Here is a 24,661-nt window from a genome sequence, read left to right as displayed (position 1 = left end):
GGTCAGTGCGGTGGTCGTACGACGATCACCGGGCACGGCGCGTGGTGCAGCATCGCCTGGCTGGTCGAACCCAGGAGCAGGCCGCGGAAACCGCCCGGCCCCGGCTTCCCACCACGACAGCTGGGCCTGCTGGCTGTGCTCGAGCAGCCTTCGCCTCGGCTTGTCCCGCACCAGGACGCGCTCGACGTGCACGTCGGGGTACTTCTCCCGCGAGCCGCTCGGCGAGTACGCGCTCCTCGGCGTCACGCAGCGGCTCGAAGTCGAAGGCGAGCCGGGACGTGCTGAATACCTGGGTGTCGTCGGCGTCGCTCCAGGCGTGCAGGGCGCCCAGCGGTGCCCCGCGCAGCGCGGCCTCCTCGAACGCGATCGCAGCCTCACCGACCGGGCCGCCGTCAACGCCCAGCAGGACGTGCCCGGCCGCCGGTACCGTGCCGTCGGGGCGTTCCCGTACCACCGCGACCGGGCAGTGCGCGTGGGCCGCGACCGAGCTCACGGTGGAGCCGAGCAGCAGGCCGACGCAGCCACCCGTACCGGCGGAGCCGAGCACCACGAGCCGGGCCGATGTGGACAGTTCGAGCAGTGCCGGAACCGGGGTGTCCGCGACCGGTTCCGTGGTCACCGCCAGGGACGGCCGGTCATGCCGGGCCTGCTGCTCGGCGGCGGCGAGGAACTGCCCGGACCGGCTGCGCAACGCGTCGGTCCAGCCCGAGGGCGGAACCCCTTCGGCGTAGCTGAACGGCGGCAGGCCGTAGCAGTGCACCAGCCGCAGCGGCGCGATCCGGCGCACGGCCTCGTCGGCGGCCCAGGACACGGCCAGCCGGGACGCCTCGGAGCCGTCGACGCCGACCAGGACCGGCAGGTTGTGTGCGGTCATCGGCCGGCCCCTTCGCTCGCGGTGGCGGCGACGCAGCGGGCCCTGAGCACGCCGACGACGCCCTCGGCGAGGACGGTCGCCACTCGCCGGTCGATCTCGCTGTCGAACTCGTCGACGATGGTCGCCTCACCGTCGCGCACCTCGACGTGCCAGCGATCCGGCCCGCCGAAGAAGGCGAGCCGGCGCCGGATGTCCCTGGTCAGGGCCTCGTCCTCCCGGCCGAGCGCGCGGACGAGGTCGCGCCGGGTCACGATGCCGCGCACCCTGGTCCCGTCCACCACGGGCACGCTGCGGACGTGCTCGTCGAGCATCAGCCGCACCAGGTCGGCCACGTCGGACTCGGTGCCGACGGCCAGTGCCGGCGCGGTCATCGTCTCGCCCACCGTGCCCGGCGCGGGCGGGTGCTGCTCCGGCGGTGCCGGGGGCAGTGTCCGGTCGCGGGCGAAGCGGTCGCGCATCAGGTCGGCCTCGGTGACGATGCCGACCAATCCTTCGCCTTCGTCCACCACCGGCAGGGCGGTGTAGCCGTAGTGGGCGAGCAGTCCGGCCGCTCGCCTTGCCGGGCAGTCGGCGGTGACGGTGACCACCGGCGTGCTCATCACCTCTCGGACGCGCATGGTTGTTCTCCTCGGTGTTGTCGGGCCGGTTCGGTGGCCAGCAGCAGTTCGGCGTGCCTGGCCAGTTCGAGTTCTTCCCTGGCGGCGACCAGCAGTACCGGCACGCGGCCTGCCGGGCTGATCAGCCGGTCGCCCGCCGCCGCGAGCCGGGGCCGGTCGGCGTGCAGGCCGAGCACGGCGAGCCCGTCGAGGAGCCTGCCCAGCAGCACCGGCTGGTGTTCGGCGACGCCGCCGGTGAACACCACGGCGTCGAGCAGGTCGAGACCGGCCACCGCGGCGCCGATCTCGCGGCGGAGCCGGTGCAGGTAGACCTCGACGGCCGTCTCCGCGTCGGCGTCGCCCGCGCCGCAGGCGGCGAGCACCTCCCGGATGTCTCCCGACGTCGCGGTCATCCCGGCGAGTCCGGACCGGTGGTACAGCACATCGGTCAACTCGTCGACGTCGGTGACTCCGGTACGCAACAGGTGCAGCAGCAGGCCGGGATCGACCGAGCCCGCGCGGCTGGCCATCACGGCCCCTTCGACCGGGGTGAACCCCATCGAGGTGTCCACGCTGGCACCGTGCCGGATCGCGGTCACCGACACCCCGGAGCCGAGGTGGCAGCACACCATCCGCAACGCGTCCGGCACACGGTCGAGCAGCCGCGCGGTGCGGCGCAGGGCGTAGGCGCAGGAAAGGCCGTGGAAGCCGTACCGGCGGATTCCGTGCCGGCGGGTCCATGCCGTCGGCAGGGCGTAGCGCGCGGCGGCCTCGGGCAACCCGGCGTGGAAGGCCGTGTCGAACGCCGCGACGACCGGGACGTCCGGCAGCAGTTTGCGAGCCCACGTCGCGAGCCGGAGTGACTGCGGCTGGTGCAGTGGCGCGAGCGGCACCAGCCGGGCGAGCCTGGCCAGTTCCTGGTCGTCGAGGACGACCGGCTGCCTGCGGGGGCCGCCGTGCACGAACCGGACGGCGACGGCGTCCGGCCGGCCCCACCGGCGGATGGCATCGCGAATCGCGGCGTCACCGCCGTCGGCGGCCAGTACGTCCTCGCCGTCCACGAGCGCCACTTTCAGGCTGGCCGAACCGGGGTTAAGCGTGAGTACCCGCATATACCGCTCCTTATCCATTTCCTGGATCAAGGCAACTACACGGGACAGGGCCGCGGCAGCGGGAAGAATGCCTTATCCAGCAGGGACCTAGTGCTCTGCCCTGGGTACGCCATGGGCGCGGCCGGGACGATGGGTGCTGCAAGGTAGGGCCGAACCGGGCTGCCCGGGCGCCGCGCCGACCCCGGGTGGGAATACGGTCGGCGCACGGCGGCCGGGCAGCCGCGGCTACTCGCGGAGCGCGTCGCGTCGCTTGCGGTACTCGTCCTCATCGATCTCGCCCCGGGCGAAGCGTCCGGCCAGGACCTCCTCCGCAGAATCGGAGCGGGGTCCCGTGGACGGCGGAGCCTGGCGGGCGAACCGCCGCACCAGTACCACGACGACGGAGATCAGCCCGCCCCAGAACAACACCATCGTCACCGTCATCAGCAGCCAGCCGAGCCAGCTGGGGCCGGGCTGGTCGTAGAACCGGTGCATGGGATCCTCCTCGCGCCACGGGAACTCGTGTCCCCACGATGCGCGGCAGGCCAGTGGCGGACCACGGCCGATTGACCTGGGCGGAGAGAACTTCCGACCCCACCTCGGGCTGACCGGCAGACAGGGGTTGTGCGGGCGGGCACCCGCACAACCCCTGTCCGGTGCATGGCTCGGTCAGGACACGGGTGCGGCCCAGGTGAGGCGGGTGCCGCCGTCGGGCGGTGTCGTGAGGCGCATGGTGCCGCCTGCGTGCTGGGCGCGTTCGGCGAGGTTGTGCAGGCCGCTGCGGGCCATGGTGTCGGGGAGGCCGGTGCCGTTGTCGGTGATGTCGATGGCGAGGTCGTCGGCGACGGAGACGGTGATGATGACGGTGGTGGCGTGGGCGTGGTGGATGGTGTTGGAGAGGGCTTCGCGGACCACGGCCTCGGCGTGGTCGGCGAGTTCGGGGGAGAGGACGCCGAGCGGTCCGGACATGCGCACGGTGGTCTGCACGGCGGTGTCCGCGGTGAGTTCGGCGATGGCATCGTTCAGCCGCGTGCGGAGCTGGGTGCGGCCCGGGGTAGTGCTGTGCAGGTCGAAGATGGCGGTGCGGATCTCGCTGACGACACTCTGCGCGTCCTCAGCCAGTGTCCCGAGCCGTTGTTGCAGTTCGGGGTTGCGGCTGCGCTGGCGGGCGCTGTGCAGGCCGAGGCCGAGGGCGAAGAGGCGTTGGATGACGTGGTCGTGCAGGTCGCGGGCGATGCGGTCGCGGTCGCCGAGGACTTGGAGTTCGTGCAGCCTGCGTTGGTCGTCGGCCAGTTGCAGGGCCAGCGCGGCCTGTTCGGCGAACGCGGCGGCCAGCGGCAGCTGTTCGGGAGCGAACGGTGGTTCTTCGGGTTTACGGACGACCACGAGCACCCCGGAGACCGACTCGGCGGAGGCACGCAGCGGCAGGACGAGCGCGGGGCCGAACTCGGTCTCGGTGCCGTCGGTGAGGGGGTAGGCCAGCTCGGCGACCCGTCTCGGTGTGGTGTCCCGGAAGGTGCGTCCGGAGGTGGACTCGTCGACCGGGATGCGGGTGCCGGTGAGGCCGTCGGCGTCATGGCCCGCGCTGACGGTCACGACGAGTTCGGTGACGTCGCCGGGGGGTTGCTCGGGGTCGTCGGGTAGCGCGACGAACGCGTAGTCGGCTGCGGTGAGTCCCAGCGCCCGGTTGGCGATGAGGTGGAGGACGTCGGTGGTGTCGGTGGCGGCGAGCAGCTCGGCGCGGATTTCGCTGGTGGCTTCCTGCCACCGCTGACGGAGCTTTGCTTCCTCGTAGAGGCGGGCGTTCTCCACGGCGATCCCGGCCGCGGCGGCCAGTGCCTGCACGACGACCTCGTCGTCCTCGGTGAAGGTGTGCTCGCCGTTCTTCTCGGCGAGGTAGAGGTTGCCGAAGACCTCGTCGCGCACGCGGACGGGGACGCCGAGGAAGGTGCGCATGGGTGGGTGGTGTGCGGGGAACCCGGACGAGGCGGGGTGCTGGGACAGGTCGTCCAGCCGGATCGGTTTGGGTTGCTGGATGAGCAGGCCGAGCAGGCCATGGCCCTCGGGCAGGTTTCCGATCTTGCGGCGGGTCTGATCGTCGATGCCCTCGTAGACGAACTCGGCGAGGCCCTCGCCGCTGGGGTTGAGCACGCCGAGGGCGCCGTAGCGGCAGTCGACCAGGTCGATGGCGGCATGCACGATGCGGCGCAGGGTGGCGTCCAGCTCCAGCCCCGAGGCGACGGCGAGCATGGCTTCGAGTAGCCCGTCCATCTGGTCGCGGGCGCCGACCAACTGCTCCACCCGGTCCTGCACCTCATGCAGCAGCTCCCGCAGCCGTAGCTGCGACAACGTGCCCCGCAACGATGTGGCCGGGCCCGGTTTGCCGCTGGTGTCCATGCCTCCAGCCTGGCAGCACGGCTGCCCGTAGTCGATCCCGCCGTAGGGATGTCGCGACGTAGGCCGGCAGGCACAAAGGCCCACCGACTGGGGACCGTTGCCCCTGCTCGGCGGAGGTTCGGGGCGGGAGGGTGGTGGCAGAGCCCAACTTCCTGGAGATGCGAGATGACCGAAACCCAGCCAGCGTCCACTGTGGTCCAGGCTGCGCTGGACGCGGCGGTCCGTGCGCCGTCGCCGCACAACACCCAGCCGTGGCGGTTCGAACTCGGCGACGACCGGATCGACGTGCTGCTCGACCGGGACCGGGTGCTCACCGTGGCCGACCCCGAAGCGAGGGAGGCCCGGCTGGCCTGCGGCGCGGCGATCTTCAACCTGCGGACCGCGCTGGCCGTGGCCGGTAGGTGCAGCGAGGTGTGCCTGCTGCCGGACCGGCTGCGGCCGGACCACCTGGCCACCGTCCGGCTGACCTGGCGGCACCGGCCCGGTCGGCGGGAGCAGGAGCTGGCCAGGGCCATCCGGTACCGGCGGAGCAACAGACGCCCGTTCACCGACCGTCCGGTCCCGGCGTGGGTCCGGCAGTCGCTGCGGGAGGCCGCCCACGCCGAGGGCGCCGAGCTGGTGCTGCTGGAACACCCCGGTGATCTCGACGCGCTGGCAGCGCTGCTGCGGCACGCCGAGCATGCGCAGAGCGAAGACCCGCGGTTCCAGGCCGAACTGCGGCGGTGGACGAACAACGGTGAGCCGCGCGACGACGGTGTCCCGCTGGCAGCCGGCGGGCCGCGTCCGGAGCAGGGCAGCCTGCTCACCCCGCGGCAGTACGACACGAACGCCCCGGCCAGGCCGTACGAGACCGAGGTGCTGGTCGGAGTCCTCTGCTCCAGCACCGACACCACACTCGTACAGCTGCGCGCCGGGCAGGCGATGCAGCGGGTATTGCTCACCGGCACCACAGCCGGGGTGAGTGCTTCGTTCCTGGCCCAGCCCGTCGAACTGCCCAGCACCCGCGCGGCGCTGCACAGGCTGCTCGGCGAGCGGCTGCAGCCGCAGGCGGTGCTGCGGTTCGGCTACGGATTCACTGCACCGGCCACCCGCCGCAGGCCTGCTGAGACGGTCACCTGCGCGCCCGAGGGCACCGAGGGGACACCATGATCTTCTCCACCGCCGAGGTCGGCGCGCTCGTGCGCGCGGTCGGCAAGGCGCCCTCGGTGCACAACACCCAGCCCTGGACGGTGGACGTGCGCACCGACGTCGCCGACCTGTACGAGCGGCCGGTGTCGCTGCCCCGGCACGACCCCGGCGGCCGGGACCGGCTGCTGTCCTGTGGTGCGGCGCTGACCAACCTCGAGCTGGCCATCCGCGCGCTCGGCTGGGACACCGAGACCGTGCTGCTGCCCGAAGACGCCCGGCCGGACCTGCTGGCCAGCGTCCGCACACGTGGTGGCCGAGCCGCCACCGGCGAGGAGGTCGGCAAGTACGCGACGATCTTTCAGCGGCGCAGCCACCGAGCCCCGTTCGGCCTGCGCGCCGTCCGGCCGGGACTGCTGCGCGCGCTCGTCGCGTCCACCGACGTCCCGGGCGTGCGGACCAGGGTGGTCGACGCGCGAACCGAAGCGTCCGCGGTGGCCGACCTGCTCGGCTACGCCGCGGCCGTCTACCGCGACGACCGGGCCTACCAGCGAGAGCTGGCCGCCTGGAGCAGCGGCTTTCCCCACCCGCCCAGCGCGGACTCGACGCTGCCGTGGGCGGGTCTGGTGCGCCGGGACACCCGGCTGCCCGACGAGATCACCCTGGCCGACCGGATCTCCCGAGAACGGCTGCTGATCCTGACCACCGGCGGGGACGACCGCCGCGACCAACTGGTCGCCGGGGTGGCCATGCAGCACCTCTGGCTGGCGGCGGTCGGCGCGGGCCTGGTGGCCTCCGTCCTGACCCAGCCCCTGCACCTGTCGGAGGTACGGGCCGGGCTCGCCGAACGGCTCGGCCTCGAAGGGCACCCGCAGCTCATCCTGCGCGCCGGATACCCCACCCATCCCGACCGAACATCTAGTCCGCTACCCGCCGCCACCGCGCGACCACACCGTTGAGGAGCCCCGTGATGACCGAATTTCAGCCGCACCGGCCAGTCCTGGTCGGCGTGGACGGATCCCCATCCGCCGAGCACGCCGTGCGCTGGGCCGCCAGGGAAGCGGCCCGGCGCGGCGCCCCACTGCGGCTGCTCCACGCGTGCTACCTACCACCCACGAAACCCTACGTTCCCGTGCCGCTGCCCCGCAGCTACCGCGACGCGCTCACCGAGCAGGGACACGAGTATCTCGCCGCCGCCGACCGGGTGGCCCTGCGCGCCGCGCCCGACGTGCGGATCCGCAAGGACCTGCGGATCGGGCAGGCCGCCGAACAACTCGTGCGCGAGTCGGCCTCGGCCGACCTGGTCGTGCTTGGCTCGCGCGGCCTCGGCGGGTTCAGCGGGCTGCTGGTCGGCTCCACCGCGGTCGAACTGGCCGCGCACGGTCACTGCCCCGTCGTGGTCGTGCGCGGCCGGACGCTCGACACGGCGCCACCCGAGCAGGGACCGGTCGTGGTCGGGGTGGACGGCTCGCCTGGCAGCGACGCCGCGGTCGAGTTCGCGTTCGAGGCCGCCGCCTCGCGGGGTGTTCCGCTGGTCGCGGTGCACACCTGGAACGACATCGCCCTGGGGGAGACCTGGGCACTGGCCCCGCTGGGCCTGGACTACCAACAGATCACCGAGGACGAACGCAGGCTGCTGGCCGAGCGGCTCGCCGGGTGGCGGGCGAAGTATCCCGACGTCGAACTCGAGCAACACACGATCAAGGACCGGCCGGTGCGCGGCCTGCTCAACGAAGCCGACGGCGCGCAGCTGATCGTCGTCGGCTCGCGCGGCCTCGGGGGCTTCCGCGGCATGCTGCTCGGCTCGACCAGCCAGGCACTGCTGCACCACAGCACCTGCCCGGTCGCCGTCGTCCGGCCGCACCGACCCGAAACGAAGTGAGGAGACGATCATGCATGTCCTGGTGACCGAGGCGGCCTTCGGCGACGGCGACGAACTCGTCGCCCGCCTGCGTGCCGAAGGGTGCACGGTCAGTACCTGCCACAGCAGCAGCGGAATCTGCCGGGCGCTCGCGCCAGGGGCCGGTTGTCCGCTGGACGGACCCAAGCCCGTGGCACTCATGGTCGACGTGCGGTCCGCTGGGCCCGAGCTGACCGCCCGGGAGTTCGGCGTGGTCTGTGCCGTGCGCGCCGGGCTGCAGGTGGCGCTCGTCCCAGCCGAGCCGGGCCTGCCGATGCCGGTACCCCCCGGCCTGAGGAACCGGACCACGGTGGCCACGGCCGACCAGCTCGCGGACGCCTGCCACCACGCGCTGCGCACCGAGGCCGGGCGCAGGCGCCCAGCCTGAACGTCCCCTGCGACTGCACAGGAACGGAATAGACATGGAAAAGACAGCGACCACTGGCGACCTCGTCGTCGGCGTCGACGGATCGGCCGCCGCGCACCAAGCAGTGCGCTGGGCGGCCCGCGCCGCGGCGGGACGCGGGACCGGGCTGCGCATCGTGTACGCGGGCGGCCTGGAAGGCGGATACTTCGGAGCGGGCCTGCCCATTCCGCGCGAAGCGCTGGGTGAGCTGAGACGCCAAGCCGGTGACGTGCTGGCCGAGGCCGAGAAGCTGGCCCGCGAGGCCGCGCCCGGCCTCGCGGTGGCCACCGAGCTGTCGACCCGGCTGCCGATCCCGGTGCTGCTGGAAGCGGCCCGGACCGCGCGGATGGTGGTGCTCGGTGCCGAGGGCGCGGGCGGGTTCGACGGTATGCGGATCGGCTCCACCGCCGTGGCGGTGGCCTCGCACGCCGGCTGCCCGGTAGTGGTCGTCCGTGGCCAGGAGGTCCCGGACGGCAGGCGGCTCGTGGTCGGCGTGGACGGCAGCCCGACCAGCGAGGCGGCGCTCGCGGCCGCGTTCGAAGAGGCGTCCTGGCGCCGGGCGCCGCTGATCGCGGCCCACGCGTGGACGGATGTCGACTACGACAGCGCGACCTCGTCCTCGCGGCTGCTCGGTCACCCCGAGCGCTTCGCCGAGGACGGCGAACGGCTGCTGGCGCAGCGGCTGGCCGGATGGCAGGAACGCTATCCGGACGTTCCGGTGGAGCGGGACGTGGTGCGGGACCGGCCCCGGCACCGGCTGCTGGAGCTGGCCGCAGGCGCCGCGCTAGTGGTGGTGGGCAGCCGAGGGCGCGGTGGCATCCAGGGGCTGCTGCTCGGTTCGACCAGCCAGGCACTGATCCAGCACGCGCAGTGCCCGGTGATGATCGTGTGCACGGGGAGGCCGGAATGAGCGCGCCGGCCCGGAACCCTTCGCTCACGTCCGCCGAGCTGTCGCAGGTGGACGCCTTGTGGCGGGCGGCGAACTACCTGTCCGTCGGTCAGATCTACCTGATGGACAACCCGTTGCTGCGCAGGCCGCTGCGCGCCGAGCAGGTCAAGCCACGGCTGCTCGGGCACTGGGGCACCTCGCCGGGACTCAATTTCGTCTACGCGCACCTGAACCGCGCCATCCTGGCCTACGAGCTGGACATGCTGTTCGTGACCGGGCCCGGCCACGGCGGTCCCGCCCTGCTGGCCAACACCTGGCTGGAGGGCAGCTACTCGGAGTTGTGCCCGGAGGTGTCCCAGGACGCCGAGGGCATGCGGCAGCTGTTCCGCCAGTTCTCCTTCCCCGGCGGGGTGCCCAGCCATGTCGCGCCGCAGGTGCCCGGCTCGATCCACGAGGGTGGCGAGCTAGGGTACTCGCTGGCCCACGCCTTCGGCGCGGCCTTCGACAACCCCGACCTGGTCGTGGCGTGCGTCGTCGGGGACGGGGAGGCCGAGACCGGTCCACTCGCAGCGAGCTGGCACGGCACGACGTTCCTCGACCCGGTCCGGGACGGGGCGGTGCTGCCGATCCTGCACCTCAACGGCTACAAGATCGCCAACCCGACCGTACTGTCCCGCATCCCCGCCGAGGACCTCGACCGGTTGCTACGCGGTCACGGCTACGCCCCGCGCTACGTCGAGGGGCACGAACCCACCGCCATGCACCAGGCGATGGCGAGTGCCCTCGATGACGTGGTCGGCGAGATCCGCCGGATCCAGCACATGGCCCGATCCGGGCAAGCCGACGAGGACCGGGTCCGCTGGCCGATGATCGTGCTGCGCAGCCCGAAAGGCTGGACCGGACCATCCACAGTAGATGGTGTGCAGGTGGAAGGAACGTGGCGGTCGCACCAGGTGCCGCTGCCCGCCGTGCGGGAGAACCCGGAACACCTCGCCGCGCTGGAACGGTGGCTGCGTTCCTACCGGCCCGAGGAGCTGTTCGACGAGCACGGCGCGCCCACCGGCATCGTGCGAGCACTGGTTCCTTCCGGCGAGCGCCGGATGGGAGCCAGCCCGCACGCCCACGGCGGGCTGCTGCGTCCGCTGGCGCTGCCTGCCGCGGCCGGCTACGCGGTCGACGCGCCGGAGCCGGGTGTGACCAGCGCGGAACCCACCCGGGTGCTCGGCGAGTACCTGCGCGAGGTGTTCCACCGCAACCCGGAGAACTTCCGGCTGTTCGGTCCGGACGAGACCGCCTCGAACCGACTGGGCGCCGTGTACGAGGTGACCGGCAAGGCATGGCAGGCCGCGATCGAGCCGGTCGACGAGCACCTGTCCCGGCACGGCCGCGTGCTCGAGGTGCTGTCCGAGCACGTGTGCCAGGGCTGGCTCGAGGGCTACCTGCTCACCGGGCGGCACGGGATGTTCTCCTGCTACGAGGCGTTCGTGCACATCGTCGACTCGATGCTCAACCAGCATGTGAAATGGCTGAAGGTGCACCGCACGATTCCGTGGCGGCGCCCGGTGGCTTCGCTGAACTACCTGCTGACCTCGCACGTGTGGCGGCAGGACCACAACGGCTTCTCCCACCAGGACCCCGGGTTCATCGACCACGTGGCGAACAAGAGCGCCGAAGTGGTGCGAGTGTACCTGCCGCCGGACGCGAACACCCTGCTTTCGGTAGCCGAGCACTGCCTGGCCAGCCGGGACTACGTCAACGTCGTCGTGGCGGGCAAGAACGACACCCCGAACTGGCTGGACGCCGAGCAGGCCGCGCTGCACTGCGTCCGCGGCGCGAGTATCTGGGAGTGGGCGGGCACCTCGGCAGGGCGGGAGCCGGACATCGTGCTCGCCTGCGCGGGGGACGCGCCGACCCTCGAGGTGCTGGCCGCCGCGTCCCTGCTGCGGGAGCACTTGCCCGGGTTGGCGGTGCGGGTGGTGAATGTGGTGGACCTGATGCGGTTGCAGCCGGAGAGCGAGCATCCGCACGGGCTGTCCGACCGGGAGTTCGACGCCCTGTTCACCACCGACCGGCCGGTGATCTTCGCCTACCACGGCTACCCGTGGCTGATCCACCGCCTGGCCTACCGCAGGCACAACCACCCCAACCTGCACGTGCGCGGCTACAAGGAAGAAGGCACCACCACGACACCGTTCGACATGCTCGTCCGCAACGACATGGACCGCTTCCAACTCGTCATCGACACCATCGACCGGGTACCAGGGCTCTCCACGACCGCCGCCGAACTGCGGCAGCGCATGGCCGAGTCCCGGCAGCGCCACCACACCTGGATCCGCACCCACGGCGAGGACCTGCCCGAGATCCGCGACTGGACCTGGCGGCACTGAACCGTGTCACGGCTCGGCCGGGACACCCCGGTCGAGCACCGTGCGCGGGATCAGCCCGTCGTCGAGAACCAGGATGTCGGCCCGGTCGGCGGGCCGGAGCAGGCCGAGGTCTCGACCAGGGAAGAGTGCGGCCGGGGTGCTGGTCGCCAGCGCATCGGTGACGAGCATGACACGTGTCGGTGCAGCGCGGAAGGCGCGCCGGACGCCGTCCGGCGCGAGGTGGCTGGGGGCGGCGATGACACCGATCGTGACGTCGTTCCGCGTCAGCACCGCGCCCATGATGCCCGACCACGTCCAGTGCGCCGGGCAGCTCCGGTGCGAGGGCGGGCTGCGTGACCGGGCCGGTCGTGAGCAGCGGTGTGCGCCAGCGCGAGGTCCGGTGTGCGCAGCAGCCGCACCGGGTGGCTGCCAGGGCGGTGTCTCGCCGCGGTCCTGAGTCACGAACGAGCCCACCTCGCCGGGCGTCACCACATCCCGCCCGGTCTCGTGAGCGGGTGGCTCGAGCGTCCGGGCTCGCCCGCTTGACAACTTCGCGGTAGCCGTCGGCTTCGGTCCCTGCATGGCGGTGGTCATTTCCATCGCGATCGCGACCGCCGTGCACTTGCTTATCTGCCCCTTTCCCGAGGTAAGTCAAGGGTGAGGACCGCCAGACCAGGGAACACTCGCCAACACCCGGGTCATGGGCAGAGGCGAAGGTCCTTTCCAGGATGGCCGTTCGGTAGGCGCATTGGGGTCCCGAATCCCTACCCGGGTCGGCCCCGCGGGTCGCAGACTCGAAGACGCCCACTGATCCGTACGAGACCGGATGGACGATGTTGACCGCAGAACGGCATACGCAGAGCAGGGACCATGGTGGTCGGGCCTGGCTGATGCTGGCGTTGGCCACGCTGGGTTTCGCGCTGAACTTCTGGGCTTGGGCGCTGCTCAGCCCGCTCGCCCCCCGCTTCCAGGAGGAACTGGGCCTGAGCGCGTTCGAGTTGGCTTTGATCGTGGCCGTCCCGGTTGTGGTCGGCTCACTCGGACGAATCCCCGTCGGCGCGCTGACCGACCGCTTCGGCGGCCGGGTCATGTTCCCGCTGGTGTCCGTGGCCACGATCGTGCCCGTCCTGTTCCTGGGGCTGGCCGGGCAGAATTCGCTGTTCGCGCTGCTCATCGGCGGTTTCTTCCTCGGTATCGGTGGTACCGCGTTCGCCATTGGCGTCCCTTTCGTCAGCGCCTGGTTTCCGGCACACCGCAGGGGACTGGCGATCGGGATCTTCGGGGCCGGCATGGGTGGGACCGCCATCAGTGCACTGACCGCCGTCGACCTCGCCAGGTCGTTCGGCACCACCGCTCCGTTCGCGCTCACCGCGATTGCGCTGGCCGCCTACGCCGGGATCGCCGCGTTGGTCCTGCGAGACGCCCCAGGGCGCCGGGCTCCGGCCGAATCCCTCGCCCGCCGCCTCGCGGTCACCCTCCGGTTACCCGCTACGTGGGAGGCTTCCGCGCTCTACGCCCTCGCCTTCGGCGGCTTTGTCGCCTTCTCCGTCTACCTTCCTGCCTATCTGCGTACCGCGTACCAGCTCTCCCCGGCTGACGCCGCCAACCGGATGGCCGGGTTTGTGATGCTCGCCGTCTTCATGCGCCCCGTCGGCGGCTGGCTGTCCGACCGCCTCGGCCCGGTCCGCGTCCTCGGCGGCTCGATGGCCGTCGTGCTCAGCTGCGCGCTCGCCCAGAGCTTCACTCCCGCTCTCCTACCACTGGGCACTGTCGCGTTCCTTGCCATGGCCGCCGCGCTCGGGGCCGGCAGCGGAGCTACGTTTGCCCTCGTGGCTCTGCTCGCGCCTGCCGACAAGGTCGGCGCCGTCACCGGTGTGGTCGGCGCGGCGGGAGGACTCGGCGGATTTGTGCCGCCGCTGGTCATGGGGACCGTCTACGGCCAGTTCGGCAACTACGCACTCGGGCTGGTGGCGCTGGCCCTGGTCGCCACGGCCGCGCTGGCATTCACCGTCACGACCGTGCGTCGCGCTGCCACCGCGCACAGGAAGCCGGCGGCATATGTCTGACGAGCAGGCCGCAAAAGAACTCGTCGACGCGCTGGTGCGCACCCGCCGGTTCTTCACTCGTGGCGAGGTCTCGGACGACCTGCGCACGCTGCACCACATCGGTGGCAGGCAGGCCGACGAGTTCTATCGGGACCGGTGGAGCCACGACAAGGTGGTGCGTTCCACGCACGGGGTGAACTGCACCGGATCGTGCTCGTGGAAGGTGTACGTCAAGGACGGCATCATCACCTGGGAGGCACAACAGACCGACTACCCGTCGGTGGGCCCGGACCGGCCGGAATACGAGCCGCGCGGGTGCCCACGAGGTGCGGCTTTCTCCTGGTACACCTATTCCCCGACCAGGGTGCGTTACCCCTACGTGCGGGGCGTGCTGCTGGAGATGTACCGGGAGGCCAAGCAGCGTACCGGGGATCCGGTGCTGGCCTGGGCGGAGATCGTCGAGGACCCGGTGCGGGCCCGCCGGTACAAGTCCGCGCGCGGCAGGGGAGGCCTGGTTCGGGCTTCCTGGGACGAGGCGACCGAGATGGTCGCGGCCGCGCATGTGCACACGATCAAGTGCTACGGCCCGGATCGGGTCGCCGGTTTCTCGCCGATCCCCGCCATGTCAATGGTGTCGCATGCCTCGGGCACCCGGTTCGTGTCGCTGCTCGGCGGGGCGATGCTGTCGTTCTACGACTGGTACGCCGACCTGCCGGTGGCCTCGCCGCAGGTGTTCGGCGACCAGACCGACGTGCCGGAGTCCGGTGACTGGTGGGACGCGGGTTACCTGATCATGTGGGGCTCCAACGTGCCGGTGACCAGGACCCCCGACGCGCACTGGATGGCCGAGGCGCGTTACCGCGGGCAGAAGGTCGTGGCGGTGTCCCCGGACTACGCCGACAACGTCAAGTTCGCCGACGACTGGCTCGCCGCACACCCCGGCACCGACGGGGCGCTCGCGATGGCGATGGGGCACGTGATCCTGCGCGAGTTCTTCGTCGACCGGCAGGTGCCGTACTTCGCCGACTACGTCACGCGCTACACCGACCTGCCGTTCCTCGTCCGGCTGGAGGAGCACGAGAACGGTTACCTGCCAGGCAAGTTCCTGACCGCGGAGGATCTCGGCGAAGACACCGACCACGCCGCGTTCAAAACGGTGCTGCTCGACGCCGCCACGGGTGATCCGGTGGTGCCCAACGGATCGCTGGGCTTCCGCTATGGCGACGCCGGTGCCGGGCGGTGGAACCTCGACCTCGGCGAGGTGGAGCCGCTGCTGTCGGCCGCGGGTGGCGACGCGGTGATCGTGGAGTTGCCGCGCTTCGACGTAGCGGACGGGGCCGCCGATGTGCTGCGCCGCGGTGTCCCGGTGCGGCGGGTCGGCGGGCACCTGGTCACCACCGTGTTCGACCTGCTGCTGGCACAGTACGGCGTCCACCGCGCCGGGCTTCCCGGCACGTGGCCCAGCGGCTACGACGATGCCGAACAGCCTTACACCCCGGCCTGGCAAGAAACGATCACCGGCGTGCCTGCACAGGCGGCCGCGCGGATCGGCCGGGAGTTCGCCGCCAACGCCGAGGAGTCCCGCGGCCGGTCGATGATCATCATGGGCGCCGGAACAAACCACTGGTTCCATTCCGACACCATTTACCGCGCGTTTCTGGCGCTGACCACGCTGACCGGCTGCCAAGGCGTCAACGGCGGTGGCTGGGCCCACTACGTCGGGCAGGAGAAGTGCCGCCCGGTCACCGGATGGACCCAGCTGGCGTTCGGGCTGGACTGGGCACGCCCACCCCGGCAGATGATTCAGACCGCCTACTGGTACCTGCATACCGACCAGTTCCGCTACGACCAGTTCGGTGCGGACACCCTTGCCTCCACGACCGCGGGCGGGCGCCTGACGGGCCGCTCCACCGCGGATGTGATCGCGCAGGCGGCGCGAATGGGCTGGATGCCATCACACCCGACCTTCGATCGTAACCCGCTCGACCTCGCCGACGAGGCCGAGCGGGCCGGAGTCCCGGCGGCCGAGCACGTGACCGCCGAGCTGAGATCCGAACGGCTGCGCTTCGCCTGCGAGGACCCGGACTCCCCGCAGAACTTTCCCCGCGTGCTCAGCGTCTGGCGGGCCAACCTGCTCGGCTCCTCGGGCAAGGGCAACGAGTACTTCCTCAAGCACCTGCTGGGGGCCGACTCCTCCCTGCGTGCGCGGGAAAGCCCGCCCGGGTCCAGACCGAAGGACGTGGTGTGGCACGAGCAGGCCCCCGAGGGCAAGCTCGATCTGCTGCTGTCACTGGACTTCCGGATGACCAGCACCACGGTGTTCTCTGACGTCGTCCTGCCCGCTGCCACGTGGTACGAGAAGCATGACCTGAGCACCACCGACATGCACCCGTTCGTGAACTCGTTCAACCCGGCGATCGCTCCGCCCTGGCAGACCCGTACTGACTGGGCTGCCTTCCAGGCCATCGCCGAGTCGTTCAGCACGCTCGCCGCCGATCACCTCGGCACGCGCAACGACGTCGTGGCGACCCCACTCACGCATGACACTCCCGACGAACTCGCCACCCCGCACGGGCGCGTGCGGGACTGGAAGGCCGGTGAGTGCGAGCCCGTTCCCGGGGTGACCATGCCGAGGCTCACGGTCGTCGAACGCGACTACACCGCGATCGCGGCGAAGATGGCCGCGCTGGGGCCGCTGGCGGAGTCCCTCGGTACGACAACGAAGGGCATCACCTACCAGGTCGGCCGCGAGGTGGAGTACCTGCGGCACAAGAACGGCACCATCCGTACCGGACCGGCCGAAGGGCGCCCGTCCCTGGTCCGCGACGTGCACGCCTGTGAGGCGATCCTGGCCCTGTCGGGTACCACCAACGGGCACCTCGCCACCCAGGGCTTTCGCACTTTGGAGGCGCGCACCGGAACGGCGCTCGCCGACCTCGCCGCGGAACACGAGGGCAAGCAGATCACCTTTGCCGACACACAGTCGGCGCCCGTACCGGTGATCACCTCTCCGGAATGGTCCGGCTCGGAAACCGGAGGCCGACGCTACTCACCGTTCACCATCAACGTCGAACGGCTCAAACCGTGGCACACACTCACCGGCAGGCAGCATTTCTTCCTCGACCACGACTGGATGGCCGAATTTGGCGAAGGACTTCCCGTTTTCCGCCCTCCGCTGAACATGACCGCGCTGTTCGCCGAGCCGCGCGTCGGTGAGCAAGGCGAGCTGGGTATCGCCGTGCGCTACCTGACGCCGCACAGCAAATGGTCGATTCACTCGGAATACCAGGACAACCTGTTCATGCTCAGCCTCTCGCGGGGCGGGCCGACCATCTGGATGTCCAACAAGGACGCGATCAAGATCGAAGTATCTGACAACGACTGGATCGAGGCGGTGAACCGCAACGGTGTCGTCGTGGCTCGCGCGGTCGTCTCCCATCGGATGCCCGAGGGAACCGTCTACATGCACCATGCGCAGGAACGGCTGATCGACGTGCCCCGCGCCGAGACCTCCGGCAAGCGGGGCGGCATCCACAACTCGCTGACCCGGTTGATGATCAAGCCCAGTCACTTGATCGGCGGCTACGCCCAACTGACCTTCGCCTTCAACTACCTCGGACCCACCGGAAACCAGCGCGACGAAGTCACCGTGATCCGCCGCCGCAGCCAGGAGGTGCAGTACTGATGCGGGTGATGGCGCAGATGGCCATGGTGATGAACCTGGACAAGTGCATCGGCTGCCACACCTGCTCGGTCACGTGCAAGCAAGCGTGGACCAACCGTTCCGGTGTGGAGTACGTCTGGTTCAACAACGTCGAGACCCGCCCAGGGCAAGGGTATCCGCGCACCTACGAAGACCAGCAACGCTGGCGCGGCGGCTGGACACTCAACCGCAGGGGGCGCCTCAGGCTGAAAGGCGGTGGTCGGCTCCGCAAGCTGCTCACCATCTTCAGCAACCCCAAGATGCCCGGCATCGACGACTACTACGAACCCTGGACCTATGACTACGAGAACCTGACCACAGCCCCGCTGCAGGAACACACCCCGGTCGCCAAGCCCAGGTCACTGATCAGCGGCAAGGACACCAAGATCACCTGGTCGGCGAACTGGGACGACAATCTCGGTGGCGCGCCAGACCACGGCCATCTGGACCCGCTACTCAAGAACATCGGCGACAAGGTCCGTTTCGAGTTCGAGCAGACCTTCATGTTCTACCTTCCCCGGATCTGCGAGCACTGCCTCAATCCTTCCTGCGCCGCCTCGTGCCCTTCTGGTGCGATCTACAAACGCAGCGAGGACGGCATCGTGCTGGTGGACCAGGACCGGTGCCGCGGCTGGCGGATGTGCGTATCCGGCTGCCCGTACAAGAAGGTGTACTTCAACCACCGCACCGGCAAGGCGGAGAAGTGCACGTTCTGCTTCCCGCGCGTGGAGGTGGGGCTGCCCACGGTGTGCGCGGAGACCTGCGTGGGCAGGCTGCGCTACATCGGCCTGGTGTTCTACGACGCCGACCGGGTCACCGAAGCCGCCTCGACTCCCGACGAACAGGACCTCTACCGGGCACAGCGGGAGATCCTGCTGGACCCGAACGACCCGGAGGTGATCCGCGCAGCCGGGCACGCCGGGATTCCGCGCGACTGGATCGAGGCCGCCCAGCGGTCCCCGATCTACACTTTGATCAACACCTTCCGGGTCGCGCTGCCGCTGCACCCGGAGTACCGGACCATGCCGATGGTCTGGTACATCCCGCCCCTGTCACCCGTGGTCGACATCGTGCGCGACACCGGCCACGACGCCGAGGACCACGGCAATCTGTTCGCCGCCATCGACGCCCTGCGCATTCCCGTCGAGTACCTCGCGGAACTGTTCACCGCGGGCGATCCCGAGCCGGTCAACGACGTGCTGCGCAGGCTCGCCGCGATGCGCAGCTACATGCGCGACATCAACCTCGGCCGCGAACCGCGCGAGTCCGTCGCGGACAAGGTGGGCATGACCGGCGAGCAGGTCTACGACATGTACCGGTTGCTGGCGCTCGCGAAGTACGACGAACGCTATGTCATACCCCCGGCGCACGCCGAGCAGGCGCACGGGCTGGAGGAACTGGCCACCGAGTGCAGCCTGGACTACGAGGGCGGGCCCGGCATGGGCGGCTCCGGACCGTTCGGGGAGAGCTCGGGCGGCCCCGCGCCGATCGCCGTCGAGAACTTCCACATGCTGCGCGACCGGCAGAGCGCTGACACAGCGGCCGCGCCCGTGGACAAGCGTGGCCGGGTGAACCTGCTCAACTGGGATGGCAAGGGACACCCCGAGGGACTGTTCCCGCCCCGGCCGCCCGAAGACGGCGGCCACAACGCCGAAACGGACCCGAAGCCATGACGACCGATCCCGTCCGGAGGACTGCTTGGCAGGCCCAGTCGCTCTTGCTGAGCTACCCCGAGCAGTGGCTCCTGGATCACCGTCCCCTGCTGCGCACCGCCACGCGCGCCCTACCCGATCCGCTCGGCGCACCGCTGACCGCGTTCCTTGACCACATCGACGCCACGCCGCTGATCGAACTGGCCGCGGACTACGTGGCCACCTTCGACCACCGCAAGCGGTTCAGCCCCTATCTCACCTACTTCGCCTACGGCGACACCCGCAAACGCGGTATGGCCCTGCTGCGTTTCAAGCACGCCTACCAGGCCGCCGGCCAGCGACTTGGCGACAGCGAACTACCCGATCACCTCGCGGTCGTGCTCGAATTCGCGGCCACCGGCGACCCCGTCGTGGGGCAGCGTCTGCTCACCGAACACCGGGCCGGCCTGGAACTGATCCGGCTGGGGCTGCGCGAGGCCAGTTCCCCCTGGGCGGCTGTGCTGGAGTCCGTCTCGGCGACCCTGCCGCCCCTTGGCAAGCGGGAGCACGAGGCCGTCGCCCGGCTGGCCGCGGAAGGCCCGCCCGAAGAGGAGGTCGGCCTGGCGCCGTTCGCTCCGCCGGAGTACATGCCACGCGCCGAAGGAGCCTCCCGATGACCGTGCCCACAGCCGCGCAGGACATCGCAGACAGACACCTCAGCGCGCTGGACATCCTGCTGTGGGCCGTCGTGCCGTATGTCTCGCTCGCGGTGTTCGTCGTCGGCCACATCTGGCGCTACCGCTACGACAAGTTCGGCTGGACGACCCGATCGTCGCAGCTCTACGAAAGCCGGCTGCTGCGCCTGGGCAGCCCACTGTTCCACTTCGGCATCCTGATCGTCGTGATCGGCCACGTTGGCGGCCTCCTCATTCCGAAATCCTGGACACAAGCCTTCGGCATCAGCCAGACCGCCTATCACGCCATCGCCGTCGTCCTGGGCGTGATCGCCGGATTCAGCACACTGGCAGGAGCGGCCATCCTGATCTACCGCCGGCGCACCGTGGGACCAGTGTTCTCCAGCACCACACGCAACGACAAGATCATGTACGTGCTGCTGGTCGGCACCATCGGCCTCGGCCTGGGCGCCACCGTCCTGGGCAATCTGACCGAGCACCCCCACGACTACCGCGAGACGGTCTCCCCCTGGTTCCGGTCGATCTTCTACTTCCAACCCGACCCCAGCCTGATGCGCCAGGCCACCCTCGGCTTCCAACTCCACACACTCGCCGCCTGGGCACTATTCGCGTTCTGGCCGTTCAGCCGCCTCGTGCACGTGTTCTCCATGCCGCTGGGTTACCTGACCCGGCCGTACATCGTCTACCGAAGCCGCGACACCCAACTGGGCAGCCGAAGCCCGCACCGAGGATGGGAACGACAGCCATGACCCACACCCCTGACACCATCCCCGTCAACGGGCTGTCCGCCAAGGACTGGTCAACGAGCGACTAGCTTGTGGTCGAGCCCGGCGACGGGATGGTCCGGCTGGGGAGGACGGAGCTGGCGGCTGCGGTGAGACCTCGGTTCTAGCCGTGAGCACAAATCGCTCGGCGAAACAGTTTGCCCTCGGACCGTGAGGATGAGTCCTCACGACTTCCATGCCCACGTCGGCCAGGACGGAGTCGGACGACTCCGTGAACTGACGCCCGGGGTCGCGAACGAGGAACCTGAGTTCCGCTGCGCGATCATCGAGATCCATCGCCAGGTTGCGGACCTGCTGAGCGGTCCACGGCCGTCCGGGTTCACGGTCGTGTCGAGAATGTGCGCGTGGCGACTGCCGACCTGCAGGACGCATTTAGCGCCCTCGCCGTCCTTGCCGACCCACCTGCCCAGGACGTGTTTCGCGCCGCCGAAATCGACGCCCACGACGACGTAGACCGGGCGGTTGGTGACCTGGCCCTCGCGGATCTTGATCCAGAGGGCGTCAACGAACAGCACCGCCCACCTCGAGCCGAGGGGCCGGTTCTGCCACTGGGTGACCTCCCCGGCCACTGCGTCGGTGACCTTGGAGATGAGATCGGGTGAGACGTCGACCCCGTAGATGTCGGTGAGATGGGCCTGGATGTCGCGCACCGTCATCCCGCGGGCATACAGGGAGATGATCGCGTCGTTGAGCCCGTCCAGCCGGCGTTGCCGTTTCCGCACGATGGCTGGTTCGAAGGTGCCGTTGCGATCGCGAGGGACGGTGGTGTGGGTGGGTGCTGGTGCATCCGAGGTTGCCGTTTCTCTGGTGGCGGGTGCATGCGCCGCACCCGGCTCATCACGGACAGCGTGCCGGACGTGCTCGGCCGCCGCGTGGTAGCCGGGCATCTGGGTCCGTGTCCAGATCATTCGCGCTGAGTTCCAGGCGGAGGCGGCTCGCCGCCCGGCCGACGGGGATACCGCGCCCGGGGAGCAAAGCGCCGCTGCGACCTTGGCAGCATGAGGAGGCGTCCTCGTCGTGCTGTGACACTTGGCCAGACGCCCGACCGGCTGGCGGGTTTGCGCTTGTTACCTGCCCGTGAGCTTCCCCGGTTGTCCGGCGACTTTGGTCTGCCCCGGGTTGACGGAGTCGGATTGTTGGATTCTTATGCCACTTGATCTTGAGAGGGTGGTGGGGGACGACGTGGGTATCCGCCGGAGTTCCGGCGGAAGGTGCTCGACCTGATCGAGGTCGGCCGGAAGGTCGCCGATGTGGCGCATGATCTGGGGATCAGTGATCAGACGATCTACGCCTGGCGGCGGCAGGATCGGATCGACCGGGGCCTGGAGTCGGGGTTGAGCAGTGGGGAGAAGGCCGAGTTGACCGCCGCGAAGAAGAGGATCGCTGAGTTGGAGACCGAGGTGGCGGTGCACCGGCGGGTGACCGAGCTGCTGAAGAAGGAGGCGGTGCCCCCAAAAGATCGGTACGCCGCGATCGCGGCGATGGTTGAGGAGGGGTTGCCGGCTCAGCTCGCGTGCCGGGTGCTGGAAGTATCGGAGTCGGGCTTCTATCATTGGCGCTCCCGTCCGCCGTCCGCCCGATCGATCCGGCACGCTCGGCTGACCGATCTGATCACCGAGATTCACCAGAGCTCCCAGGGCCGCTACGGCGCACGCCGCGTGCACGCCGAGTTGCGGCTGGGACGTGGGATCCTTGTCGGCCATGGGGCGGTGGAGATGCTGATGCGCCGCGCCTACCTGGCTGGCGCGATGGGACGGCCGCGGTGGAAGCACGCCAAGCCCGACGAGATCGTCCAGGATCTGGTCAACCGTGATGTCACCGCCACGGGACCGGACCGCACATGGCGCACAGACATCACCGAGCATCGCACCCGCGAGGGCAAGCTCTACTGCGCGGTCGTGCTCGATGTCTACTCCCGCCGCGTGGTGGGCTGGTCCATCGATTCTTCACCCACCGCAGCCCTGGTGGCCAACGCGCTCGGCATGGCCATCGACAACCGGGCGCCGCAGTCTGGCACGATCATCCATTCTGATCAGGGAGTCCAATATGGATCGTAGGCGTTCACCAAACGCGCGAAGGACTCCGGGCTCGTGCCGTCGATGGGCAGCGTCGGCGACTGCTACGACAACGCGATGATGGAATCGTTCTGGTCGCGCATGCGGGTCGAACTGCTCGACCGCCATCGGTGGCGCACCCGGGTCGAGTTGGCCAACGCGATCTTCGAGTACCTCGAGATCTGGCACAATCGCCAACGTCGCCACAGCAGCATCGGCTGGCTCACTCCGATAGAGTTCGAGAACACAACCATCGTGGCATGAAATCCAGCAACCCGACTCCACGAAACCGGGGCAGACCAGTCCCCGGCAAAGCGGGGGAACCTCAGGTCGGCACAGCCACACCACGTGGCTGACCGAGGACGCGATCCCCGAGATGGCCCGCCGGGCCAGGCTGGGCCAGAAGATGAAGGGCATCGCCCGGATCTACGACCACGTGACCCCGGCGATGCTGAGCCAGATCATCCAGGCCCTGGAAGTCCGCTGGCTGGCCTCACTGGCCGCGCTTTCCGTGGACGAGCAGGCCCAGTTGGTGTCGTGGTTTCCGCACCTGCGGGCCACCTGCGATCAGCTTCGCGTGCAGCAGGCCCCGAAGTTGATCGCCATTTCATCGCCATTTGATCACTGAGGGCCCTGTCCTCATGATCGGGAACAGGGTCGCTGACCTGGGGAAACAGATGGTGCGCGATACTGGGATCGAACCAGTGACCTCTACCGTGTCAAGGTAGCGCTCTCCCGCTGAGCTAATCGCGCGAGGCGGAGGCGGGAATCGAACCCGCGTACAGGGCTTTGCAGGCCCTTGCCTGAACCACTCGGCCACTCCGCCGTGTTCCGATGGACCGTGCCGGAGACATTTCCCACCAGACCCGATCCAACTGCGGGGTGCCGCCGCAGTCGAGCGGACGACGGGACTCGAACCCGCGACCCTCACCTTGGCAAGGTGATGCGCTACCAGCTGCGCTACGTCCGCATTCCGTGACTCCGAGTCGCTGACCCGTTGTCGTGGTGTGCGTAGAACTCTATCGGACCGCCGATCCGGCGGTCACATGGGGGTGGCCACCGCGTGTCCGCCCGTTGTCATCAGCTCAAATCGTTGGGAATGAGGTGGGTCAGCGCGTCATCCACGTCCACCCACAGGTGCTCGTTGCCCGGCAGGACCACGTCGTAGGTGCGGTCCAGGAAATCCGCGAGCTCCTGCGCCGAGGCCTCGAACATCGCGTGCCCGGACGGGGAGTTGAGCTCGATCAGCACCGACTCGGGGTCCTCGACCGAGGGGCGGATCCGCACATCGCCGTCTCCAGCATCGGCGAGTAGGCCGTCGGCGAGCAGGTCACGTGCGTAGACCCATTCCACCCAGCCTGCCCGGCCGGTCCGGAACGCGGCGACCACGGCGTACGGATCGCGGGTGTCGTAGCGCAGCTCCACTTTGACCGGAACCGCGGGGGTCCGCGGCGCCAGCAGGTCGAAGACCGCCGTCGAGCGGAGCGTCACGTGATCGTTTCGCATCGTCCTAACCCTTCTGCTCCCTTCCGGCCAGTCTGGCCGAGTTCCGACGGTGAGACGTGGCTGGGGGGCGATTGGCTCGCCGTTTCGCCGTAGATCACCCGTACGGGGTCTTCGGTTGGTCCATTCGACCCAGCATCGTCAACCTCGCCGGCAATCCCGCCCTTCGGTGTGTGATCTCACTGATCGTCCACGCCCTACATACTGCTCGGTTCGGCGCCCGCGCGATAGCACTGTCCCGCGAATGCCGCACGTGACATAGCTCCCCCTCGATCAGGCAGGACCCCGCGAGCACGGGGTTCTTCGCTCCGTACCGATCAATGCGCGGTCCGTGCTCGGCGGAACCACCCGTTTGTCGGCCCCCGAACGTTGCAGGGACCCCGCCCTTCGGCCACCGAAACCGGTCCGGTACAGTCTGTTCTCACACCGCGAGGGGGCGATTAGCTCAGCGGGAGAGCGCTTCGTTCACACCGAAGAGGTCACTGGTTCGATCCCAGTATCGCCCACCATTGAGGTCCGGCCCGTACTCGAAACGAGTGCGGGCCGTTATTCTTTTGTCACGAGTTCCGGCAATGCGCCGGATGTGCGTACAACACGCTTC

At 69.6% G+C, this 24,661-nt stretch carries 20 protein-coding genes, 4 tRNA genes and 2 pseudogenes; 15 read left to right on the top strand and 11 right to left on the bottom strand.

Annotation, left to right across the window (positions count from 1 at the left end; genetic code table 11):
• Nucleotides 1-2: 2 nt before the first annotated feature.
• The 5 genes and pseudogenes from FB471_RS04850 to FB471_RS04830 all read right to left on the bottom strand — a co-directional run bounded on the left by FB471_RS04850 (nt 3) and on the right by FB471_RS04830 (nt 4,958).
• Nucleotides 3-874, bottom strand: a pseudogene (locus tag FB471_RS04850) (universal stress protein).
• The gene (locus FB471_RS04845; protein ID WP_141996132.1) at nt 871-1,491 is read right to left on the bottom strand and encodes a CBS domain-containing protein; all 621 of its coding nucleotides are present in this window, start codon (nt 1,489-1,491) and stop codon (nt 871-873) included. The pseudogene FB471_RS04850 and the gene FB471_RS04845 overlap by 4 nt, the downstream one beginning before the upstream one ends.
• Nucleotides 1,473-2,582, bottom strand: coding sequence for an acetate/propionate family kinase (locus tag FB471_RS04840; protein ID WP_141996131.1), 1,110 nt, complete (start codon nt 2,580-2,582; stop codon nt 1,473-1,475). The genes FB471_RS04845 and FB471_RS04840 overlap by 19 nt, the downstream gene beginning before the upstream one ends.
• Nucleotides 2,583-2,807: 225 nt before the next feature.
• The gene (locus tag FB471_RS04835; protein WP_141996130.1) at nt 2,808-3,056 is read right to left on the bottom strand and encodes an SHOCT domain-containing protein; all 249 of its coding nucleotides are present in this window, start codon (nt 3,054-3,056) and stop codon (nt 2,808-2,810) included.
• Between the two features lie 174 nt (nt 3,057-3,230).
• A complete protein-coding gene (locus FB471_RS04830) occupies nt 3,231-4,958 on the bottom strand; it encodes a GAF domain-containing sensor histidine kinase (RefSeq protein ID WP_170220703.1) in 1,728 nt (575 codons plus the stop codon).
• Nucleotides 4,959-5,123: 165 nt separating this feature from the next.
• Here FB471_RS04830 and FB471_RS04825 point away from each other — a divergent pair, with 165 nt between their 5' ends.
• From FB471_RS04825 to FB471_RS04800, 6 genes are read left to right on the top strand one after another with little or no spacing between them, the layout of a single operon-like run.
• The gene (locus tag FB471_RS04825) at nt 5,124-6,107 is read left to right on the top strand and encodes an Acg family FMN-binding oxidoreductase (protein WP_141996129.1); all 984 of its coding nucleotides are present in this window, start codon (nt 5,124-5,126) and stop codon (nt 6,105-6,107) included.
• Complete coding sequence (locus tag FB471_RS04820; RefSeq protein WP_141996128.1) at nt 6,104-7,042, top strand: Acg family FMN-binding oxidoreductase; 939 nt, start codon at nt 6,104-6,106, stop codon at nt 7,040-7,042. The genes FB471_RS04825 and FB471_RS04820 overlap by 4 nt, the downstream gene beginning before the upstream one ends.
• 11 nt (nt 7,043-7,053) lie before the next feature.
• Nucleotides 7,054-7,965, top strand: a complete 912-nt coding sequence (locus FB471_RS04815) for a universal stress protein (RefSeq protein WP_141996127.1) — start codon at nt 7,054-7,056, stop codon at nt 7,963-7,965.
• Between the two features lie 10 nt (nt 7,966-7,975).
• Nucleotides 7,976-8,371, top strand: a complete 396-nt coding sequence (locus FB471_RS04810; RefSeq protein ID WP_141996126.1) for a hypothetical protein — start codon at nt 7,976-7,978, stop codon at nt 8,369-8,371.
• A 34-nt stretch (nt 8,372-8,405) separates the two neighbouring features.
• Entirely contained in the window at nt 8,406-9,299 is an 894-nt protein-coding gene (locus tag FB471_RS04805; protein ID WP_141996125.1) for a universal stress protein, read from the top strand.
• Nucleotides 9,296-11,665: a phosphoketolase family protein gene (locus FB471_RS04800; protein WP_141996124.1), complete on the top strand. Its 2,370-nt coding sequence runs from the start codon at nt 9,296-9,298 to the stop codon at nt 11,663-11,665. Before FB471_RS04805 ends, FB471_RS04800 begins: the two co-directional genes overlap by 4 nt.
• A gap of 6 nt (nt 11,666-11,671) precedes the next feature.
• Here the strand turns inward: FB471_RS04800 and FB471_RS04795 are convergent, their stop codons facing one another.
• Entirely contained in the window at nt 11,672-11,935 is a 264-nt protein-coding gene (locus FB471_RS04795) for a hypothetical protein (protein WP_141996123.1), read from the bottom strand.
• A 542-nt stretch (nt 11,936-12,477) separates the two neighbouring features.
• On the opposite strand from FB471_RS04795, the gene FB471_RS04790 reads away from it, so the two are divergent.
• The 5 genes from FB471_RS04790 to narI are packed head-to-tail and all read left to right on the top strand — an operon-like array spanning nt 12,478 to nt 20,467.
• Nucleotides 12,478-13,710: an MFS transporter gene (locus FB471_RS04790; protein ID WP_141996122.1), complete on the top strand. Its 1,233-nt coding sequence runs from the start codon at nt 12,478-12,480 to the stop codon at nt 13,708-13,710.
• Nucleotides 13,703-17,374, top strand: a complete 3,672-nt coding sequence (locus FB471_RS04785; protein ID WP_141996121.1) for a nitrate reductase subunit alpha — start codon at nt 13,703-13,705, stop codon at nt 17,372-17,374. Before FB471_RS04790 ends, FB471_RS04785 begins: the two co-directional genes overlap by 8 nt.
• Nucleotides 17,374-19,065 carry a nitrate reductase subunit beta gene (gene narH / locus FB471_RS04780; protein WP_141996120.1) on the top strand — a complete coding sequence of 564 codons (1,692 nt, stop codon included), beginning with the start codon at nt 17,374-17,376 and terminating at the stop codon, nt 19,063-19,065. The genes FB471_RS04785 and narH overlap by 1 nt, the downstream gene beginning before the upstream one ends.
• Nucleotides 19,062-19,700, top strand: coding sequence for a nitrate reductase molybdenum cofactor assembly chaperone (narJ, locus tag FB471_RS04775; protein WP_141996119.1), 639 nt, complete (start codon nt 19,062-19,064; stop codon nt 19,698-19,700). The genes narH and narJ overlap by 4 nt, the downstream gene beginning before the upstream one ends.
• Nucleotides 19,697-20,467 (top strand): respiratory nitrate reductase subunit gamma, encoded by a 771-nt coding sequence (gene narI / locus FB471_RS04770; protein WP_141996118.1) that lies wholly within the window; start codon nt 19,697-19,699, stop codon nt 20,465-20,467. The genes narJ and narI overlap by 4 nt, the downstream gene beginning before the upstream one ends.
• A gap of 200 nt (nt 20,468-20,667) precedes the next feature.
• Here the strand turns inward: narI and FB471_RS34850 are convergent, their stop codons facing one another.
• Complete coding sequence (locus FB471_RS34850) at nt 20,668-21,390, bottom strand: IS256 family transposase (RefSeq protein WP_281287429.1); 723 nt, start codon at nt 21,388-21,390, stop codon at nt 20,668-20,670.
• A gap of 300 nt (nt 21,391-21,690) precedes the next feature.
• Between FB471_RS34850 and FB471_RS04760 the strand changes: the two are divergent.
• The 3 genes and pseudogenes from FB471_RS04760 to FB471_RS04750 form a co-directional block, all read left to right on the top strand.
• Nucleotides 21,691-22,560: pseudogene (locus FB471_RS04760) on the top strand (IS3 family transposase); the annotation flags it as partial.
• A 42-nt stretch (nt 22,561-22,602) separates the two neighbouring features.
• Entirely contained in the window at nt 22,603-22,821 is a 219-nt protein-coding gene (locus tag FB471_RS04755; protein WP_246076673.1) for an integrase core domain-containing protein, read from the top strand.
• A 112-nt stretch (nt 22,822-22,933) separates the two neighbouring features.
• Nucleotides 22,934-23,185, top strand: coding sequence for a hypothetical protein (locus tag FB471_RS04750; RefSeq protein WP_246076239.1), 252 nt, complete (start codon nt 22,934-22,936; stop codon nt 23,183-23,185).
• Between the two features lie 50 nt (nt 23,186-23,235).
• Here the strand turns inward: FB471_RS04750 and FB471_RS04745 are convergent.
• The 4 genes from FB471_RS04745 to FB471_RS04730 form a co-directional block, all read right to left on the bottom strand.
• Nucleotides 23,236-23,310, bottom strand: a tRNA-Val gene (locus tag FB471_RS04745).
• A 1-nt stretch (nt 23,311) separates the two neighbouring features.
• Nucleotides 23,312-23,383, bottom strand: a tRNA-Cys gene (locus FB471_RS04740).
• A gap of 71 nt (nt 23,384-23,454) precedes the next feature.
• Nucleotides 23,455-23,527 (bottom strand) — tRNA-Gly (locus FB471_RS04735).
• 110 nt (nt 23,528-23,637) lie between these two features.
• Nucleotides 23,638-24,063, bottom strand: coding sequence for an SsgA family sporulation/cell division regulator (locus FB471_RS04730; RefSeq protein WP_020672550.1), 426 nt, complete (start codon nt 24,061-24,063; stop codon nt 23,638-23,640).
• 431 nt (nt 24,064-24,494) lie between these two features.
• Here FB471_RS04730 and FB471_RS04725 point away from each other — a divergent pair.
• Nucleotides 24,495-24,569: transfer RNA gene (locus FB471_RS04725), tRNA-Val, on the top strand.
• The last annotated feature ends 92 nt before the right edge of the window (nt 24,570-24,661 follow it).

The sequence above is a fragment of the Amycolatopsis cihanbeyliensis genome (assembly GCF_006715045.1).
In the GTDB taxonomy this organism is placed as follows: domain Bacteria; phylum Actinomycetota; class Actinomycetes; order Mycobacteriales; family Pseudonocardiaceae; genus Amycolatopsis; species Amycolatopsis cihanbeyliensis.
Note: the sequence above shows the minus strand (reverse complement) of the source record. Positions and strands in the feature narration are given on the sequence as shown.